We start from the raw sequence: 16,139 nt of genomic DNA, 5'->3' as shown, positions 1-16,139 counted from the left end.
GCGTGACGGATCACGGCCCGTTCATCAGCCAGGCGATGGCGACGCCGACGACCGCGGCGATCAGTCCACCGAGGCGAAGGCGCTGTTCCGACGCCTGGATCAGCACGACCAGGCCCCGGCGCATGGCCTCGGGGGCCAGGGCATACGCGATCCCCTCCAGGGCGAGGACAACGGCCACGCCCTGGAGGAGGCCCGCGAAGGTCACTGCGGCGTCGGCGTCGCAGGCGCGGCCGCTGGCGCAGCGGGCGCCGGGACCGGGGTGCCCGACAGCGGCGCCAGGCGGCCACCGCTGTCCCGGAAGAACCGGAAGAACTCCGATTCCGGCGTCATGACCATACGGGTGTTGCCCTCGGAGAAGGCCTCCCGGTAGGCCTGCATCGACCGCCAGAACTGGAAGAAGTCGAGGTCCTTGCTGAAGGCTTCCGCCACGATGCGGATCGCCTCCTGCTCGCCCTGGCCGCGCAGGATGTCGGACTGGGCCTGCGCCTCGGCGATCAGCACGGTGCGCTCGCGTTCGGCGCCGGCGCGCACGCGCTGGCCGATCTCGGCGCCCTCGGCGCGGGCCTCGCGCGCCACGCGCTCGCGTTCGGACTGCATGCGCGACAGGATGGCCTGGGTGTTCTCCTCCGGCAGGTCGGCGCGGCGGATGCGGACATCCACAACCTCGATGCCGAACTGCTGCGCCTCGTTGTTCACCTGGCCCCGGATCTCACCCATGATCCGCGCGCGGTCGGTGGACAGCACCGACAGCAGCGGCTCGTTGCCCAGCACGCGGCGCAGGGAGGACGAGACGATGGAGTTCAGCCGCGCGCGGATGCCGCCCTCGGTCGCGCCGACCGTTTGGTAGAAGCGCAGCGGGTTGGTGATACGGTAGCGGGTGAAGGTATCCACGATCAGCCGCCTTTGGTCACCCAGGATAACTTCCTCGCCCGGTGCATCGAAGTCGAGCAGCCGGCGGTCGAAGGTGATGACCGTCTGGATGAAGGGCACCTTGAAGTGCAGCCCGGGCTCGTTGATGGCACGGATGTACTGGCCGAACTGCGTGATGAGCACCTGCTGCGTCTGCTGCACGGTGAACAGCGTGGACGCCGCCGTCACGACGACCACGGCAAGCCCCGCGATCAGGGCGATGGTGCGGTTCATCGCGGCACTCCCGGCGAACGGCTTTGCACGACGCCCGGGCCTTGCGGCGCCGCGGGCAGCGGCTGCGGTCGCGTTGTCGGCAGGCCGCCAGCGGGCGGGCGCGGCACCGCCGCCCCGTCGCCCAGCGGCAGGAAGGGCACGATGCCCTGGAGGCGGTCATCCACCAGGATGGTCGGGTTGCGCCGCAGGATCTCCTCCATGGTCTCGAGGTACATGCGCCGCACGGTCACGTCCCCGGCCGCCTGGTAGGCGGTCAGCACCGAGTTGAACCGCGCCGCCTCGCCGCGGGCGCGGGCGATCTGGCTCTCACGGAAACCCTGGGCTTCCTGCACCACGCGCTCGGCCTCGCCGCGGGCGCGGGGGATGATGTCGTTGCGGAAGGATTCCGCCTCGTTGCGGGCGCGCTCGCGGTCGGCATTGGCGCGCTGGACGTCGCGGAAGGCGTCGATCACCTGCGACGGAGGATCGACCTTCTGCAGCTGTACCTGCACGATCTCGATGCCGGCGCGGTACTGGTCCATGATGGCCTGGGTGCCGCGGCGCACATCCTGTTCGATCTGGGCGCGCGCCTCGGTCAGGGCGGGCTGGATCGGCGTGCGGCCGATCACCTCGCGCATCACGGATTCGGCGGCGGACTTCACCGTGCTTTCCGGGTTGCGCGTGTTGAACAGGAATTCCTCGGCATCGCGGATGCGCCAGAACACCGCGACATCGATGTCGATGATGTTCTCGTCGCCGGTCAGCATCAGGGATTCGGCCAGCACGTCGCGCGCCGGTGGCACGCGCCCGGTCACCACGGGCGCATCGGCGGCACCGACGAAGCCGATATCCACCCTGTTGATGCGCGTCACGCGCGGCGTCGTGGCGGATTCGATCGGCCAGGGAATATGATAGTTCAGGCCGGGCGGCACGGCGCGCTCGAAGGCGCCGAAGCGCATCACCACGCCCTGTTCGTCCGGCTGGACGCGGAAGAAGCCCGACGCGCCCCACACCAGCACCAGAACGACGCCCAGCAACGCCGCGCCCTTGCCGCCGCCGCGCGGCAGGTACCGGCGCACCGCGTCCTGCGCCTGGCGGATCATGTCGTCGAGGTCAGGCCCCCTGCCGCTGCCGCCCGGACCGCCCGGGCCGCCACCACCACCGCCACCGGGCGGCGGCGGCGATCCCCACGGCCCGCCTGGCCGCGGGTTGCCCCAGGGACTCTGTCCGCCACTGTTGTTCCAGGGCATGCGACGTTGGGCCTCCAAATCATAAACCACTGATGACGTCTCGCCCGTCGCCTGCCATGAGGGATGCAGGAAGGGCGGCGCCCGACCATATGGACGCCGGCCGGGCACCGGGGAAGCCGCCTGTTGTGGGGCACCCTCGCCGGCCGCGCGGATATTGTCCAGGAACGAGGGTTTTTCAAGCGATGGGTGAGACTCTGGCGGCAGCGGTGACCGCGGCGCTGCGCGCGGTGAAGGACCCGGCGACCGGGCAGGACATCGTCGCGTCGGGCATGGTGCAGGGCCTCGCCGCCCGCGATGGGCTGGTGCAGTTCAGCCTGCAGGTCCCGCGCGAGCGCGCCGCGCAGATGGAGCCGCTGCGCGCCGCGGCCCAGGCCGCCGCCGGCGCGGTGCCCGGGGTGCTGAACGCGACGGTGGTGCTGACCGCGCATCGCGACGCCGCCCCGCAACCCGCCACGCCCCGCCAGGCGGCGCGCGCGCCCTCCGGCCAGGGACCGATGCTGCTGCCCGAGGTCGGCGCGATCGTCGCCGTCGCGTCCGGCAAGGGCGGCGTCGGCAAGTCGACCACCGCGGTGAACCTGGCGGTGGCGCTGGCCCTTCAGGGGCTGCGCGTCGGGCTTCTGGATGCCGACATCTATGGGCCCTCCCTGCCGCAGATGCTGGGCACGCGCGAGAAGCCGCGCGCCACCGGGCAGACCATCACGCCGCTGTCGCGCTGGGGCCTCAAGGCCATGTCGATCGGCTTCCTGGTCGATGAGGAAACACCGATGATCTGGCGCGGCCCGATGGTGATGGGCGCGCTGGAACAGATGATGGGCCAGGTGGAGTGGGGTGCGCTGGATATCATGGTGGTGGACATGCCGCCGGGCACCGGGGATGCGCAGCTCACCATGTCCCAGCGCGTGCCGCTGGCCGGCGCGGTGATCGTCTCCACGCCGCAGGATGTGGCGCTGCTCGATGCCCGCCGCGGCGTGCGGATGTTCGAGAAGGTGAACGTCCCGGTGCTCGGCGTGATCGAGAACATGTCCTATTTCTGCTGCCCCAACTGCAACCATCGGTCCGAGCTGTTCGGCCATGGCGGCGCGAAGCGCGAGGCCGAGCGGCTGGGTGTCGAGTTCCTGGGCGAATTGCCGCTGAAGCTGGAGATCCGCGAACTGGCCGATGCCGGCACGCCGATCGTCACCGCCCGGCCCGACAGCGCCGAGGCGGCGGAATACCGCCGCATCGCCGCCCGCGTGTGGGAAAAGGCCCGCGCGAAGGCCGAGGCCGGGCCGGCCATCGTCATCGACTGACCGCCATTCTTGCACCCGGCGCCCATCGCGCTACACCCCGCCCCGCAGCCGCCGCCAACAGGAAACGCCCGCATGCCGCAGTACCGCTCCCGCACCACCACCCATGGCCGCAACATGGCCGGCGCGCGTGGGCTGTGGCGCGCCACCGGCATGAAGGACGGCGATTTCGGCAAGCCGATCATCGCCATCGCCAATTCCTTCACCCAGTTCGTCCCGGGCCATGTCCACCTGAAGGACCTCGGCCAGCTGGTCGCGCGCGAGATCGAGAAGGCCGGCGGTGTCGCCAAGGAATTCAACACCATCGCGGTGGATGACGGCATCGCCATGGGCCATGACGGGATGCTGTATTCCCTGCCCTCGCGCGAACTGATCGCGGACGCCGTGGAATACATGGTTAACGCGCATTGCGCCGATGCGCTGGTCTGCATCTCGAACTGCGACAAGATCACGCCGGGCATGCTGATGGCGGCGATGCGGCTGAACATCCCGACCGTGTTTGTCTCCGGCGGGCCGATGGAGGCCGGCAAGGTCGTGCATCGCGGCGTGAAGCGCAGCGTGGACCTGATCGACGCCATGATCGTCGCCGCCGATGCCTCGGTGACGGATGAGGAAGTGGCGGTCATCGAACGCTCCGCCTGCCCGACCTGCGGGTCGTGCTCGGGCATGTTCACCGCCAATTCCATGAATTGCCTGACCGAGGCGCTGGGCCTGGCGTTGCCGGGCAACGGCACGGTGCTCGCCACGCACGCCGACCGCGAGGAGCTGTTCCTCGAAGCCGGGCGCCGCATCGTCGAGATCACCCGCCGCCACTACGAGACGGACGATTTTTCGGTCCTGCCGCGCTCGGTCGCGACCTTCACGGCCTTCGAGAACGCCATGACGCTCGACATCGCCATGGGCGGTTCGACCAACACCGTGCTGCACCTGCTGGCCGCCGCGCAGGAGGGCGAGGTGCCCTTCTCCATGGCCGACATCGACCGCCTGTCGCGCCGCGTCCCGGTGCTGTGCAAGGTCGCGCCGTCCGTCATCAACGTGCATGTCGAGGACGTGCACCGCGCCGGCGGCATCATGGGCATCCTGGGCGAACTCGACCGCGCCGGGCTGATCGACACCTCCGTCTCGCGCATCGACGCGCCGACCTTGGCGGAAGCGCTCGCCGAATGGGACGTGAAGCGCAGCCCGTCCGCATCCGTGCAAACCTTCTTCCGCGCCGCCCCCGGCGGCATCCCGACCACCCTCGCCTTCAGCCAGGCATCGCGCTGGGAGGAACTGGACATCGACCGCGCCGGCGGCGTGATCCGCGACATGGCGCACGCCTTCTCGAAGGATGGCGGCCTCGCGGTCCTGTTCGGCAACATCGCCGAGGAAGGCTGCATCGTGAAGACGGCGGGTGTGGATGCCTCGATCCTGCGCTTCACCGGCCCGGCGCGGGTCTTCGAAAGCCAGGATGCCTCGGTCGAGGCCATCCTGGGCGGCGGCGTGAAGGAGGGCGACGTTGTGCTGGTGCGCTACGAAGGCCCGCGCGGTGGCCCCGGCATGCAGGAGATGCTGTATCCGACCAGCTACCTGAAGTCGAAGGGCCTGGGGAAGGCCTGCGCGCTGGTGACCGATGGGCGCTTCTCGGGCGGTTCGTCCGGCCTGTCGATCGGGCATTGCTCGCCCGAGGCCGCCGAGGGCGGGCTGATCGGCCTGGTCGAGGATGGCGACATCATCGAGATCGACATCCCCAACCGCCGCCTGCATTTGGCTGTGCCGGACGACATCCTGGCGCAGCGCCGCGCGGCGATGGAAGCGAAGGGCGCGGATGCCTGGCAGCCGGCCGCCCCGCGCAAGCGCAACGTCACCGCCGCGCTGAAGGCCTATGCGGCGCTGACCACCAGCGCGTCGCGCGGCGCGGTGCGCGACGTCTCGGGCGTTCGGCGCCGCTGAACACCGCCGTCAGGCTGCCCGTGCGCCGGGCAGCCTGACCCCCAGGCGCGCCGCCATCGACAGGATCTCCTGCCGATGCGCAAAGGCGACGAAGGCGCCCATCAGCCAGGTGAAGATCGCTTCCTTGAACAGCTTCCCGCCGCCGCCGTAGGGATCGATGCCGATCGGGCCGATCGCATGGAAGAAGATCGCGCCCGACATGATGCCGATGGTCAGCACCCCACCCCAGGCGCGCGTCCCGGGCAGCAGCACCAGGATCGACGCCAGGATCTCCATGCTCGCCACCCCCAGGCGGAACGGCTTCTCGTAGGCCGGGATGCCGAACCCATCGGCCAGCGGCTGGAAGATGAAATCGACCGCCCCGGGATGCCCGGTCAGCTTGTACTGCTGGTACAAGGTGAACTCGTAGGCGATCCAGATCGCCGCCGCCCATGCCAGCAGGCGGAGAATGCGCTCGGTGCGCGTCATGGCGGGCAGTCCTGCCGGGTGTGCCCGGTGGTTCGGCACGCCGCGCCGATCGGCTACGTCGCCCCTCCCTGCGCGGGAAGACTTCGGCCCGCCGGCGCGTTCCTGTCGGGACACCCTGGCAAGGGACGACGCGATGAGCCTTGTGCGCACCCGGCTCGCGCCCTGCGGCTTCAAGGAATGCCGGCACGCCGATGCGGTGGCCGACGTGATCGCGGCCAAGTCGTTGGCTGCCTGCCCGTCGGCGCGCGTCGCGCTGCGCCCTGTCGTCGATGGCGGCGAAGGGTCTTCGCGCGCAAGGGCCCTCGCCGCCCGCGGGCATGTCGAGCACGTGACGGTCAGCGGCCCGGTCGGGCTGCCGGTCCTCGCGCAGATCGGCAGCCGGCCGGCGCCCTGGCAGGGACCGCGGTGATCGAGATGGCCTCCGCGGCAGGGCGGTATTGGCTGGCCCGGAGCCTGGTCAGCGCTTCAGGGTCATCCGCCCGACCACGAAGCCAAAGGCGAATGTGCCGAGCAGGATGGCGCCGATGTCGCCGATCAGCGCATGCGCCAGCGGCAGACCCACCAGCAGTGCCAGGGTGAACCCGCCGATGAAGATCCAGCGCCGTGCCGATGGGCCAAGGGCGGCCCAGCGGCCGCCGGCCCTCTTCGACCGCGCCCCCTTGGCGGCACCACCACGCGCACCCTTCGCACCGGCGCGCCCACTCACGGCCGCGCGCCGGCCCGGCCGTCGCGGGTGGCGAGCGGTCCCGCGCCATCGGGCATGTCGATCGGCGGGGGCGGCACGGCGCCGGCGTCGCGCGACGTCGCTCCACCGGCCGCGGTCACCGGCCCGCCAGCGCCGCGCCCCGCCGACCACCCGGGGAAGCGGTCGATCTCGTGGCCGCGGTCAGGCGGCATCGCGGCCGAGCGTCGCCATCAATTCGCGCCACTCGCGCTTCGACAGGCCGGAGCCTTCCTGCGTGACCGCCTCACCGGCCAGCAAGCGCTGCACGATGCCCATCATCTGGGCCGAGAGCGTGACCGCGCCCAGCCGGTAGTCGCGGAACGCATCGAAGGCGATCGGGCACCAGGCCTTCACGGTATCGAGCATGGCCTCGGCATAGACGCGGATCTCGTGCTGCGCGTGGGCATCGGCACGCAGCGACAGGAAATGCAGCAGATTGTGCAGGTCGGTCTTCCAGTACCATTGCGTATAGGCGTTGAGCGTCAGGTTCATGCGCGCCAGTTCGCGCGCCAGGCCCTGTCGCGACGGATCGCGCGGCGCTCCGTCCTCGTCCTCGTTCAGCATCTCGATGTAGTGGTCGTAGTTGCGCGTCGCGTCCTCGCGCAGCAGGTCGAGCACGCGCGCGGCCTCCTCGCCCTGCAGGATGTCGCCGCGGCCCTGGCGGTTCACCGCGGATTGCGCCGCCAGGTGGTCGGCCGCCGGGATGTAGAATTCGCGATCCAGGATGGAATAGCGCGCGGAATACTCGTTCACGTTGGCGGTGCGATGGCGGATCCATTGGCGTGCCACGAAGATCGGCAGCTTCACGTGGTACTTGATCTCGCACATCTCGAAGGGCGTGGAGTGGCGGTGGCGCATCAGGTAGCGGATCAGGCCACGATCCTCGTTCGCCGCGCGGGTGCCGCGGCCATAGCTCACGCGTGCCGCCTGCACGATGGCCGCGTCGTCGCCCATGTAGTCCACCACGCGGACGAAGCCATGGTCGAGCACGGGCAGCGCCTCGAACAGCATGGCCTCGAGCGCCGGGACGCTCGGGCGGCGCGTGCGGCCCTCGGCGGCGCGCGCCGCCTCGATTTCCTGCTGCTGTTCGTCGGTCAGCGCCATTGCGTCCCCCTGCGACACTCGGGCGCCGTATTAGGAGGGATGGCCCGAGTCGTCACACAGGCGCGGCGCGCCGCGGCCGCGGCCGCGCAGAAATCCAGCGGAATCAACGCATAGCCCCCTGGTGCCATGACCGCATGGCCCCCTCGACGGGCCGCCGCCGCCGCCCCACCATGGCGTGCCCTGCCCTCGGAGCCGCCATGTCCGCCCTCGATGCCATCCGCCGCCACCACGCCGCGCTGACCGACATCCGCCGCGACCTGCACGCCCACCCGGAACTCGGCATGGCCGAGCACCGCACCGCCGAGGTCGTCGCGCGCGAACTGGAATCCCTTGGCATCGAGGTGCATCGCGGCGTCGGCGGCACCGGCGTGGTCGGCGTGCTCCGCAACGGCTCAGGCAACCGCGCCATCGGCCTGCGCGCGGACATGGACGCGCTGCCCATCCAGGAACCGGCCGACATGCCCCATCGCAGCACCGCGCCCGGCGTGATGCATGCCTGCGGCCATGACGGGCACACCACCATGCTGCTGGGCGCGGCGCGCTACCTGGCCGAGACGCGCAACTTCGACGGCATCGTCCACTTCATCTTCCAACCCGGGGAGGAAGGCTGCGGCGGTGCGCTCGCCATGCTGGCCGACGGCCTGTTCGAACGCTTCCCGTGCGACGCCATCTACGGGATGCACAACCGCCCCGGCATGCCGGTCGGCCACTACGGCATCCGCCCTGGCCCGACCGCGGCCGGCGGCGCCTTCTTCGACATCACGGTCAGCGGCAAGGGCGCGCACGGCGCGCGCCCGGAAGTCAGCATCGACCCGGTCCTGGCGGCCTGCCACATCACGAGCGCGCTGCAATCCATCGTCAGCCGCACGCTGTCTCCGCGCGACCCGGCCGTGGTCAGCGTGACCAAGGTGATCGGCGGCGAGGCCTACAACGTCATCCCCGAGACCGCGACCATCTCCGGCACCGCGCGCTTCTTCACGCGTGAGGTCGGCAGCCAGATCGAAGCGGCGATGCGCCGCGTGGCCGAGGGTGTGGCCGGCGGCTTCGGCGCCAGCGCGACCACCGACTGGCGGTTGATCTTCGCCCCCACCATCAACGACCCCGCGCAGACCGACGCCTATGCCGAGGCCGCGGCGGAGCTGGTCGGGGCCGAGCGCGTCGCGCGCGACAACCCGCCGGGCATGGGCTCGGAAGACTTCTCGTTCATGATGGAGCGCGTCCCCGGCGCCTATATCCATGTCGGCAACGGCGATGGCGCGATGCCGCACAACCCGCGCTACGCCTTCAATGACGAGGCGATCCCGTATGGCGCCGCGCTCTATGCCCGCGTGGTCGAACGCGGGCTGTCGCGCGACGGCCAGGGCTGAGCTTCGGCACGCCGCAGACTGACCGGCGCGCGATACGCCACCGCCGCGGCCGGATTGTCGGCACCGCAGCGGGGCGGCACCAATCGCGTCTCGCAATCCGTCGCGCCTTCGCCTATATCCGTCGTGTCACCTCGGTGACTATGGCGATAAACGGCGTATGGAATAAGCGTTGCGGACCCGGGGGCGGTACCCGGCGCCTCCACCAATCACCCGGCCAGTATCGTGGCCGGCGGAGGGGGGCGAAACAGGCTCGACGCGCGCGGTAAAGATCCGTCTTTTGCCCGGCATGGTACCGCCGTCATCGGACCAAATCACAAGTGCCAACGATAACGGTCGCGAGACCGTGGCGCTCGCTGCCTAGAGATAGGTAAGCGCGGTTCGGGGGGCACCGGGCAACAGAAGCCCCCCACTTCCCTTGGCATTCGCCCGATCCATGCGTAGATGGCCCCCATGAGCGACAACGCCGCCCCGCCCGAAAGCCTGATGCCCTATGACGCCTGGGCCGAGGAAGCGCTGCGCGATGTCGCGATCCGCGCGCTGGAACACGCCGCGGCCCATGGCCTGCCGGGCGAACACCATTTCTACCTGACCTTCCGCACCGACCACCCGGGCACCACGGTGCCGGGCCACCTCAAGGCGCGCTATCCGCAGGAAATCACCATCGTCGTGCAGCACCAGTTCGAGGACCTGCAGGTCGACCGCGCGGCGCAGCGCTTCGCGGTCACGCTGTTCTTCGGTGGCGTGCCGTCCCGCCTGGTGGTGCCGTTCGGCGCATTGACCATGTTCCACGACCCGCAGGTGCGCTTCGGCCTGCGCTTCCCGGTGACCGGCGCCGACCTGCCCACCTTTGCCGACGACGCGCCGGATGAGGACGCCCCCGCTGCCGCCCCGCCGGAATCCGCGGAACCGCCCGCCCCGGCGCAGGTGGTCAGCCTCGATGCCTTCCGCCGCAAGCCGGCCAAGGACGCCTGAGCGCGCGCTATTCCCGCCGCGCGCCCGTCGCGCGGATGATCGGCTCCCAGCGTTCCTTCTCGCCGCGCACGAAGGCCAGCATCTCCGGCTGCGGGATCGGCGGCAGGGGTTCGAAGCCCAGCTCCACCAGGCGCCGCTGCACCGCGGGGTCGCCCAGCGCGGCGTTCGTCACCTCGACCATGCGTGCCAGCACGGGCGCGGGCACGCCCGCCACGGTGGCGATGGCCACCCACGTCGTCATCTCGTAGTCCGGGAAGCCGAGTTCCTTCATGGTCGGCACGTCGGGCAGGAAGGGCGAACGCTCGGCCGAGGTCACCGCCAGTGGCCGGAAGGCGCCGGACCGGATGCCCGGCAGCAGGGTGGAGATGTTGAAGTAGGCGAAGTCCACCTCGCCGCTCTGGGCCGCCAGGATGCCCTGCGGCGCCCCGCGATAGGGCACGTGCAGCACATCGATCCGCGCCTGCTGCGCCAGCATGGCCGAGGAGATGTGGTGCGTGGTGCCGACCCCGCCCGACGAATAGGTCAGCTTGCCGGGTTCCGCCCGCGCCGCCGCCAGCAATTCCGCCAGCGAGCGGATCGGCGAGGCGGTCCGCACCACCAGCGCGTTCGAGATGCCGGCGATGCGCGCGATATAGGCGAAGTCGCGCAGCGGGTCATACGGGATGGTGCCGTACAGCACCGGGTTGAAGGCGACCGAGGTCTGCCCGGTCACGGTGATGGTGTAGCCATCGGCCGGCGCGCGCGCGACCTGGCTCAGCGCCAGGTTGCCGTTCGCCGCCGGCCGGTTTTCCACCGGCACCGGCTGGCCCAGGCGCTGCGACCATTGCTCGGCCACCAACCGTGCCAGGATATCGACCGAGGACCCGGCGGCGAGCGGTGCGATCATCGTGATCGGCCGGTTCGGCCAGGCCGGCGCCTGCGCGCGGGCGCCGGCGGGCAGTAGCAGCGCGGCGGCGAGCGCGGCGCGGCGGGTCACGGCAGCAGGTATACGGGGCTGGTCCACAGCACACTCCCATCCTCGAAGGTGGCGCGCAGGAACAGCGCGTTGTCGGCGTCGCGCCGCAGCGGAATTCGGCGTTCGAAGCGTATCGCGGACGGCGCGGCATCCGGCAGCAGGAAGGCGCGCATGCGCCGGCCCAGGCCGCCGGCCTCCCACACCTGTTCGCCCGCCAGCAGGTCGCGCAACGGGACTTCCGCCTTCACCAGCGCGGTGTCGATCCGCAGCGTGCCATCGAGGTTCGACAGCGGCGCCTCCATCGCCTGGAAGCCGCCGGTGGTGACCCCCTGGAAACGCAGCGTGGTGTCGTCCGCGGCGAAGCGGTGATCGAGGTTGAAGCGGTTGATCGCCCGCACCGGCCCCCAGGTCGTGCCGCCGGTCACGCCGATCTCGCCTGTCCAGGCGGTCTCGCGCCCACGGCCGCGGTATTCGCTGCCTTCCCAGACCACGCGCAGGCGCAGGCCGGGCGAGGCATCGGGGCGGATGGTTTCAACCAGCGCATCGCGGTTGCGCAGTTCGATGCGCTCGATCGGCGCCGCGCCCATGATCTCGGCGGTGAACAGCGCGGTGTCGTCGGGCACGCCGGCCAGGATGTCGCCCATCATGGCCTCGGCGGTGCGGCCATCCGCCGCGCCGCCCAAAGCCGGGTCGTCGACATGCAGCGCGGCGGGCGCGGCGATCCGCACCCGTACATCGGCTTGCACGCGCGCCGCGTTGGTGGTCGCGTAGTGGTGGCGCCGGCGTAGCGCATCGAAGATGCCCGCGCGCGACAGGTCCTGCGCCAGCAGGCAGGTCAGCCCGCCATACGATCCGAACTGCGACGCGCCGGGATGCGACGCGCCCTGCCGCCCCTTGTGCCCATCGGAATTCGCCACGATGCCGACGCGCGCGCCGACCGCGAAGGCATCGTCCAGCAGCCAGTCGAAGGTGCCCCAGTCGGAATGCACCTCGACCGCGCGTTCCAGCATGCGGTCATGCGCGTAGTGCAGGTTGGCGAAGCGGCCGCCGACATGCGGGATGCACAGCACCGGCGCGCCCTCGGCCCGCAGCGCGGCGTGCAGCGCGCGGGCGTCGAGCGCATCGGTGTGCTCGTCGGCCAGGGATTCGACCAGCGCGTGGCAGGACCGGCGGATGGTGCGCCCGGTCTCGGGGAAGATCACGTTGCGGTCGCCGCCCAGCGCCGTATTGCCCGACCATTCATAGCCCGGCAGGAAGACGAAGCGCCCGGGCACATCGAAGGCATCGAAGGCGCGCTGGAAATCGGCCCAACCCTCCGGCGTGATCTGGAAGTCGTTGCCCTGGTGGCAGATGGCGTCCACGCCGGCCAGGTCGCGCGCATAGGTGGCGAGTGCGTCGATCGACCCGGTGCCGACCGTCTCGCCCGACTGCCCGTGCAGGTCGGCCCAAAAGGGCGTGAGCGGCGCGCCGGCCACGCGCATCGGGTTGGAGACGACATCGCCCCAGGTGATGGTCAGCGCCTCGGCCGCCTCGGCGGTCAGCCCGTCGATGCGATGGGCGCGCGCGCCTTCCGGCCAGTCGAAGCGGTCCGGCAGCCCGGCGACCGGCACGTTGGCGCGCAGGCTGTGCGACCCCGCCGGCAGCGCCGTCGGGTTGCCCCAGCGGTCATCGGCGCGCAGCAGCAGCGCGAAGCCTTCGCCCGGCGCGCGGCGCGTCGGCAGGATCGCCAGCCGCCGCGCCTCCGGCCCCGCCACGATCGGGAAGCCCGGCTGCACCGGCAGCAGCGCCCAGTTGGTGGTGGCGAAGACATCCGCCAGCACCAGGTAGTGGAAGCGCGCTTCCACATAGGTCTGCATGCGCATGCCCGGCGACCCGCCGCGGGTATCCCCCATGCGGATGGTGATGGTATCCCCCGGCGAGAGGAAGCCGCGCGCGACCGTCACGGTCAGCGTACGCGACCAGGGGCGCATCGCCAGCTTTGGGTTGTAGTCCAGCACCAGCCGCGCGCCGTTCGATGCCTCGGCGGTGACGTAGTTCGGCGCCTTGGAATCGGTGAATTGCGGCCGGCCGTTGTCGCTCACCTGGCGAGTGCAGATGCGCAGGCTGCCGGTATCGTCCACGCCGAAGCGCCCGGCGGTGAAGACCAGCGTGTGGCTGGCGAAGCTGCCGGCTTGCACCGGGTCATCCGGGGTGACCGTGACCTGGCCGATCTCCGCGGCGCGGTAGTCGGTGAAATGGGCAGTATGCCCGGAATGCGCATTCGGGAGGTCGAGGTGCCGGGGTCGTGTCATCCCGATATCCTCGCAGCGGCGTGAGGGGGCGGCAAGGCCGGCTGACGCGGCGCGCGGCCTGGGCTATTGGTCCGGCGATACCGCATCGGAATGCCGCCATGCCGCTCGACCTGCCCGCCCGCCCCGAGGGCTTCGCCTTCAGCACCATGTTCCCGCTCGGCGCGGACACCACGCCATACCGCAAGCTGGACATCGGCGGTGTTACCACCATCGAGGTGGACGGCAGGCGCGTGCTCAAGGTGAAGCCCGGGACGCTGAGCGAGCTGGCCCGCGCCGCCTGCCGCGACGTCTCGCACCTGCTGCGCCCGGGGCACCTCGCGCAGCTCGCGAAAATCCTGAAGGACCCCGAGGCCTCGGCCAATGACCGCTTCGTCGCGCTCGACCTGCTGAAGAACGCGAACATCGCGGCCGGCGGCGTGCTGCCCATGTGCCAGGACACCGGCAACGCCATCGTCTTCGGCAAGAAGGGCCAGCGCGTCTGGGTCGAGGGCGACGAGGAGGAGGCGCTGGCCTGGGGTGTGGCGCGCACCTACACCGAGACCAACCTGCGCTATTCCATGATGGCGCCGATCGGCATGTTCGACGAGGTGAACTCCGGCAACAACATGCCGGTCGAATTCTCGATCATGGCGCAGCCCGGCGAGCACCACGCCGACGAGATGCACCTGATGTTCATCCTCAAGGGCGGCGGGTCGGCCAACAAGACCTTCCTGTACCAGCAGACGCGCGCCGTGCTGAACAAGCCGAAGCTGCTCGCGTTCCTGGAAGAAAAGATCAAGACGCTCGGCACCTCCGCCTGCCCGCCCTATCACCTGTCGATCGTGATCGGCGGCACATCCGCCGAGATGAACCTCAAGACGGTGAAGCTCGGTTCGACGCGCTGGCTCGATGCGCTGCCCACGACCGGGGACAAGTCCGGCCACGCCATCCGCGACCCGGAGCTGGAGGCCGAGATCCACAAGCTGACGCAGAACCTCGGCATCGGCGCGCAGTTCGGCGGCAAGTATTTCTGCCATGATGTGCGCGTGATCCGCCTCGCACGCCACGGCGCCTCGCTGCCCATCGGCATCGGTGTCTCGTGCTCCGCGGACCGCCAGATCAAGGCGAAGATCACCGCCGAGGGCGTGTTCCTGGAAGAACTGGAACGCGATCCGGCGCAGTATCTGCCCGAGCACACCGAGGACATCCTGGGTGGCGAGGTCGTGAAGATCGACCTCAACCGCCCGATGGCCGAGATCCGCGCGGAGCTGTCGAAGCACCCGGTCAAGACGCGCGTCTCGCTGACCGGCACCATGGTGGTCGCGCGCGACATCGCGCATGCGAAGCTGCAGGAACGGCTCGATGCCGGCCAGGGCCTGCCGCAATACATCAAGGATCACCCGGTCTATTACGCCGGCCCGGCCAAGACGCCGGCGGGCTACGCCACGGGGTCCTTCGGCCCGACCACGGCCGGGCGCATGGACAGCTATGTCGAGGCCTTCCAGGCCGCCGGCGGGTCCTTCGTGATGCTGGCCAAGGGCAACCGGTCCAAGGCCGTGCTGAACGCCTGCAAGAAGTTCGGCGGCTTCTACCTGGGGTCGGTCGGCGGCCCCGCCGCGCGGCTCGCGCAGGACTGCATCCGCAAGGTGGAAGTCCTGGAATACCCCGAGCTCGGCATGGAGGCCGTCTGGCGCATCGAGGTCGAGGATTTCCCCGCCTTCATCGTGGTCGATGACAAGGGCAACGACTTCTACGAAGGCCTGGAATGAGCGGCCGGCTGCCCGCCCGCTACGCGCTGCCGGTCACGGGGTTCATCCTGTCCGGGATCATGACGATCATCATCTCGGGCGTATCGACCTTCATGGCGCTGGGGTTCTCGTGGATGGCGCTCGGCGCCTGGCCGATCGCGTGGGTCAGCTCCTGGGTCATCGCCTTCCCGACCGTGCTGGTGGTGCTGCCGATCGTGCGGCGGATGGTCGCGCGCATCGTGGCGGTGCCGTGATGCTGGCGCTGCGGCCCAACTGCGAATGCTGCGGGCGGGACCTGCCGCCCGACAGCCGCGAGGCGCTGATCTGCTCCTTCGAATGCACCTGGTGCACCGACTGCGCGGCCACGCGCCTGCCCGGCGGGCTCTGCCCCAATTGCGGCGGCAACCTGGTGCCGCGGCCGATCCGCCCGGCGGCGAAGCTGCAGAAATTCCCGGCCAGCACGGAGCGCGTGCACCGGCCCGAACGCTGCATAGGACCCACGCCATGACCGAACGCCGCCTGATCTCCTCCGGCTCCCGCTTCGAGGAGGAGATCGGCTATTCCCGCGCCGTCGTCATCGGCGACGACATCTGGGTCTCCGGCACCACCGGCTACGACTACGCCACCATGACGATCCAGCCCGGCGTCGTCGCGCAATGCGACCAGACCTTCCGCAACATTGCCGCCGCGTTGGCGCAGGCCGGCGCGACGCTGGACGACGTGGTGCGCGTGCTGTTCATCGTGCCCGACCGTGCCGACTGGGAACCCTGCTGGCCTGTGGTGAAGCAGTATCTGGGCCAGGCACGCCCGGCCTCCACCCTCATCCATGCCGGCCTGCAGACCGACGCGATGAAGATCGAGATCGAGGTCACCGCGCGCCGCCGCGGCTGACCGCAACCCGCCGCGCACGCCAGCGTTACCCTTTGCGGAAGCACCGCGAA

Annotated in this window: 18 protein-coding genes and 1 other RNA gene; 10 read left to right on the top strand and 9 right to left on the bottom strand. The window is 70.4% G+C overall.

What is annotated here, in order from left to right; translation table 11 throughout:
- Positions 1-10: 10 nt before the first annotated feature.
- The 3 genes from LQ222_RS13005 to hflK are packed head-to-tail and all read right to left on the bottom strand — an operon-like array spanning position 11 to position 2,225.
- The gene (locus LQ222_RS13005) at positions 11-205 is read right to left on the bottom strand and encodes a DUF2065 domain-containing protein (protein WP_230166921.1); all 195 of its coding nucleotides are present in this window, start codon (positions 203-205) and stop codon (positions 11-13) included.
- Entirely contained in the window at positions 202-1,143 is a 942-nt protein-coding gene (gene hflC, locus LQ222_RS13000) for a protease modulator HflC (RefSeq protein ID WP_230166920.1), read from the bottom strand. Before hflC ends, LQ222_RS13005 begins: the two co-directional genes overlap by 4 nt.
- Complete coding sequence (hflK, locus tag LQ222_RS12995) at positions 1,140-2,225, bottom strand: FtsH protease activity modulator HflK (RefSeq protein WP_374202165.1); 1,086 nt, start codon at positions 2,223-2,225, stop codon at positions 1,140-1,142. Before hflK ends, hflC begins: the two co-directional genes overlap by 4 nt.
- Positions 2,226-2,554: 329 nt before the next feature.
- Here hflK and LQ222_RS12990 point away from each other — a divergent pair, with 329 nt between their 5' ends.
- Entirely contained in the window at positions 2,555-3,661 is a 1,107-nt protein-coding gene (locus LQ222_RS12990) for an Mrp/NBP35 family ATP-binding protein (protein WP_230166916.1), read from the top strand.
- 72 nt (positions 3,662-3,733) lie between these two features.
- Positions 3,734-5,590 (top strand): dihydroxy-acid dehydratase, encoded by a 1,857-nt coding sequence (gene ilvD / locus LQ222_RS12985; RefSeq protein WP_230166914.1) that lies wholly within the window; start codon positions 3,734-3,736, stop codon positions 5,588-5,590.
- A 9-nt stretch (positions 5,591-5,599) separates the two neighbouring features.
- On the opposite strand, the gene LQ222_RS12980 is transcribed toward ilvD, so the two are convergent.
- Positions 5,600-6,058, bottom strand: a complete 459-nt coding sequence (locus LQ222_RS12980) for a hypothetical protein (RefSeq protein ID WP_230166912.1) — start codon at positions 6,056-6,058, stop codon at positions 5,600-5,602.
- 133 nt (positions 6,059-6,191) lie between these two features.
- Between LQ222_RS12980 and LQ222_RS12975 the strand changes: the two genes are divergently transcribed.
- Complete coding sequence (locus LQ222_RS12975) at positions 6,192-6,467, top strand: glycerate kinase (RefSeq protein WP_230166910.1); 276 nt, start codon at positions 6,192-6,194, stop codon at positions 6,465-6,467.
- Between the two features lie 48 nt (positions 6,468-6,515).
- On the opposite strand, the gene LQ222_RS12970 is transcribed toward LQ222_RS12975, so the two are convergent.
- The 3 genes from LQ222_RS12970 to thyX are packed head-to-tail and all read right to left on the bottom strand — an operon-like array spanning position 6,516 to position 7,886.
- Positions 6,516-6,764, bottom strand: a complete 249-nt coding sequence (locus LQ222_RS12970; protein WP_230166908.1) for a hypothetical protein — start codon at positions 6,762-6,764, stop codon at positions 6,516-6,518.
- The gene (locus LQ222_RS12965; RefSeq protein ID WP_230166907.1) at positions 6,761-6,955 is read right to left on the bottom strand and encodes a hypothetical protein; all 195 of its coding nucleotides are present in this window, start codon (positions 6,953-6,955) and stop codon (positions 6,761-6,763) included. The genes LQ222_RS12970 and LQ222_RS12965 overlap by 4 nt, the downstream gene beginning before the upstream one ends.
- Positions 6,945-7,886 (bottom strand): FAD-dependent thymidylate synthase, encoded by a 942-nt coding sequence (thyX, locus tag LQ222_RS12960; protein WP_230166905.1) that lies wholly within the window; start codon positions 7,884-7,886, stop codon positions 6,945-6,947. Before thyX ends, LQ222_RS12965 begins: the two co-directional genes overlap by 11 nt.
- Positions 7,887-8,083: 197 nt before the next feature.
- Here thyX and LQ222_RS12955 point away from each other — a divergent pair, with 197 nt between their 5' ends.
- From LQ222_RS12955 to LQ222_RS12945, 3 genes are all read left to right on the top strand, one after another.
- Positions 8,084-9,253 (top strand): M20 aminoacylase family protein, encoded by a 1,170-nt coding sequence (locus tag LQ222_RS12955; protein WP_230166903.1) that lies wholly within the window; start codon positions 8,084-8,086, stop codon positions 9,251-9,253.
- An 86-nt stretch (positions 9,254-9,339) separates the two neighbouring features.
- Positions 9,340-9,664, top strand: a transfer-messenger RNA (tmRNA) gene (gene ssrA, locus LQ222_RS12950).
- 39 nt (positions 9,665-9,703) lie between these two features.
- The gene (locus LQ222_RS12945) at positions 9,704-10,225 is read left to right on the top strand and encodes an SspB family protein (protein WP_230166901.1); all 522 of its coding nucleotides are present in this window, start codon (positions 9,704-9,706) and stop codon (positions 10,223-10,225) included.
- Positions 10,226-10,232: 7 nt separating this feature from the next.
- Here LQ222_RS12945 and LQ222_RS12940 read toward each other — a convergent pair whose 3' ends face one another.
- Both LQ222_RS12940 and LQ222_RS12935 read right to left on the bottom strand, forming a co-directional pair.
- The gene (locus tag LQ222_RS12940; RefSeq protein ID WP_230166899.1) at positions 10,233-11,201 is read right to left on the bottom strand and encodes a tripartite tricarboxylate transporter substrate binding protein; all 969 of its coding nucleotides are present in this window, start codon (positions 11,199-11,201) and stop codon (positions 10,233-10,235) included.
- Entirely contained in the window at positions 11,198-13,471 is a 2,274-nt protein-coding gene (locus LQ222_RS12935) for a DUF3604 domain-containing protein (RefSeq protein WP_230166898.1), read from the bottom strand. Before LQ222_RS12935 ends, LQ222_RS12940 begins: the two co-directional genes overlap by 4 nt.
- A 98-nt stretch (positions 13,472-13,569) precedes the next feature.
- Here LQ222_RS12935 and LQ222_RS12930 point away from each other — a divergent pair, with 98 nt between their 5' ends.
- The 4 genes from LQ222_RS12930 to LQ222_RS12915 are packed head-to-tail and all read left to right on the top strand — an operon-like array spanning position 13,570 to position 16,089.
- The gene (locus LQ222_RS12930) at positions 13,570-15,219 is read left to right on the top strand and encodes a fumarate hydratase (protein ID WP_305800017.1); all 1,650 of its coding nucleotides are present in this window, start codon (positions 13,570-13,572) and stop codon (positions 15,217-15,219) included.
- Positions 15,216-15,452: a DUF2798 domain-containing protein gene (locus tag LQ222_RS12925; RefSeq protein WP_230166896.1), complete on the top strand. Its 237-nt coding sequence runs from the start codon at positions 15,216-15,218 to the stop codon at positions 15,450-15,452. The genes LQ222_RS12930 and LQ222_RS12925 overlap by 4 nt, the downstream gene beginning before the upstream one ends.
- Positions 15,452-15,706, top strand: coding sequence for a DUF1272 domain-containing protein (locus LQ222_RS12920; protein ID WP_230166894.1), 255 nt, complete (start codon positions 15,452-15,454; stop codon positions 15,704-15,706). Before LQ222_RS12925 ends, LQ222_RS12920 begins: the two co-directional genes overlap by 1 nt.
- On the top strand, positions 15,703-16,089 hold the full coding sequence (locus tag LQ222_RS12915) for a RidA family protein (protein ID WP_230166892.1): 387 nt from the start codon (positions 15,703-15,705) through the stop codon (positions 16,087-16,089). The genes LQ222_RS12920 and LQ222_RS12915 overlap by 4 nt, the downstream gene beginning before the upstream one ends.
- Positions 16,090-16,139: the final 50 nt, after the last annotated feature.

It is taken from the genome of Roseomonas sp. CECT 9278, from assembly GCF_918698155.1.
Taxonomy (GTDB): domain Bacteria; phylum Pseudomonadota; class Alphaproteobacteria; order Acetobacterales; family Acetobacteraceae; genus Neoroseomonas.
Note: the sequence above shows the minus strand (reverse complement) of the source record. Positions and strands in the feature narration are given on the sequence as shown.

Excerpts from the sequence above, each read along its gene's own strand:
- hflK (WP_374202165.1), bottom strand. The coding sequence starts at position 2,225 with ATGATCCGCCAGGCGCAGGACGCGGTGCGCCGGTACCTGCCGCGCGGC.
- LQ222_RS12925 (WP_230166896.1), top strand. The coding sequence starts at position 15,216 with ATGAGCGGCCGGCTGCCCGCCCGCTACGCGCTGCCGGTCACGGGGTTC.
- LQ222_RS12935 (WP_230166898.1), bottom strand. The coding sequence starts at position 13,471 with ATGACACGACCCCGGCACCTCGACCTCCCGAATGCGCATTCCGGGCAT.
- LQ222_RS12945 (WP_230166901.1), top strand. The coding sequence starts at position 9,704 with ATGAGCGACAACGCCGCCCCGCCCGAAAGCCTGATGCCCTATGACGCC.
- LQ222_RS12915 (WP_230166892.1), top strand. The coding sequence starts at position 15,703 with ATGACCGAACGCCGCCTGATCTCCTCCGGCTCCCGCTTCGAGGAGGAG.
- ilvD (WP_230166914.1), top strand. The coding sequence starts at position 3,734 with ATGCCGCAGTACCGCTCCCGCACCACCACCCATGGCCGCAACATGGCC.
- LQ222_RS12955 (WP_230166903.1), top strand. The coding sequence starts at position 8,084 with ATGTCCGCCCTCGATGCCATCCGCCGCCACCACGCCGCGCTGACCGAC.
- LQ222_RS12965 (WP_230166907.1), bottom strand. The coding sequence starts at position 6,955 with ATGCCGCCTGACCGCGGCCACGAGATCGACCGCTTCCCCGGGTGGTCG.
- LQ222_RS12975 (WP_230166910.1), top strand. The coding sequence starts at position 6,192 with ATGAGCCTTGTGCGCACCCGGCTCGCGCCCTGCGGCTTCAAGGAATGC.
- hflC (WP_230166920.1), bottom strand. The coding sequence starts at position 1,143 with ATGAACCGCACCATCGCCCTGATCGCGGGGCTTGCCGTGGTCGTCGTG.
- thyX (WP_230166905.1), bottom strand. The coding sequence starts at position 7,886 with ATGGCGCTGACCGACGAACAGCAGCAGGAAATCGAGGCGGCGCGCGCC.
- LQ222_RS12930 (WP_305800017.1), top strand. The coding sequence starts at position 13,570 with ATGCCGCTCGACCTGCCCGCCCGCCCCGAGGGCTTCGCCTTCAGCACC.
- LQ222_RS12990 (WP_230166916.1), top strand. The coding sequence starts at position 2,555 with ATGGGTGAGACTCTGGCGGCAGCGGTGACCGCGGCGCTGCGCGCGGTG.
- LQ222_RS12980 (WP_230166912.1), bottom strand. The coding sequence starts at position 6,058 with ATGACGCGCACCGAGCGCATTCTCCGCCTGCTGGCATGGGCGGCGGCG.
- LQ222_RS12920 (WP_230166894.1), top strand. The coding sequence starts at position 15,452 with ATGCTGGCGCTGCGGCCCAACTGCGAATGCTGCGGGCGGGACCTGCCG.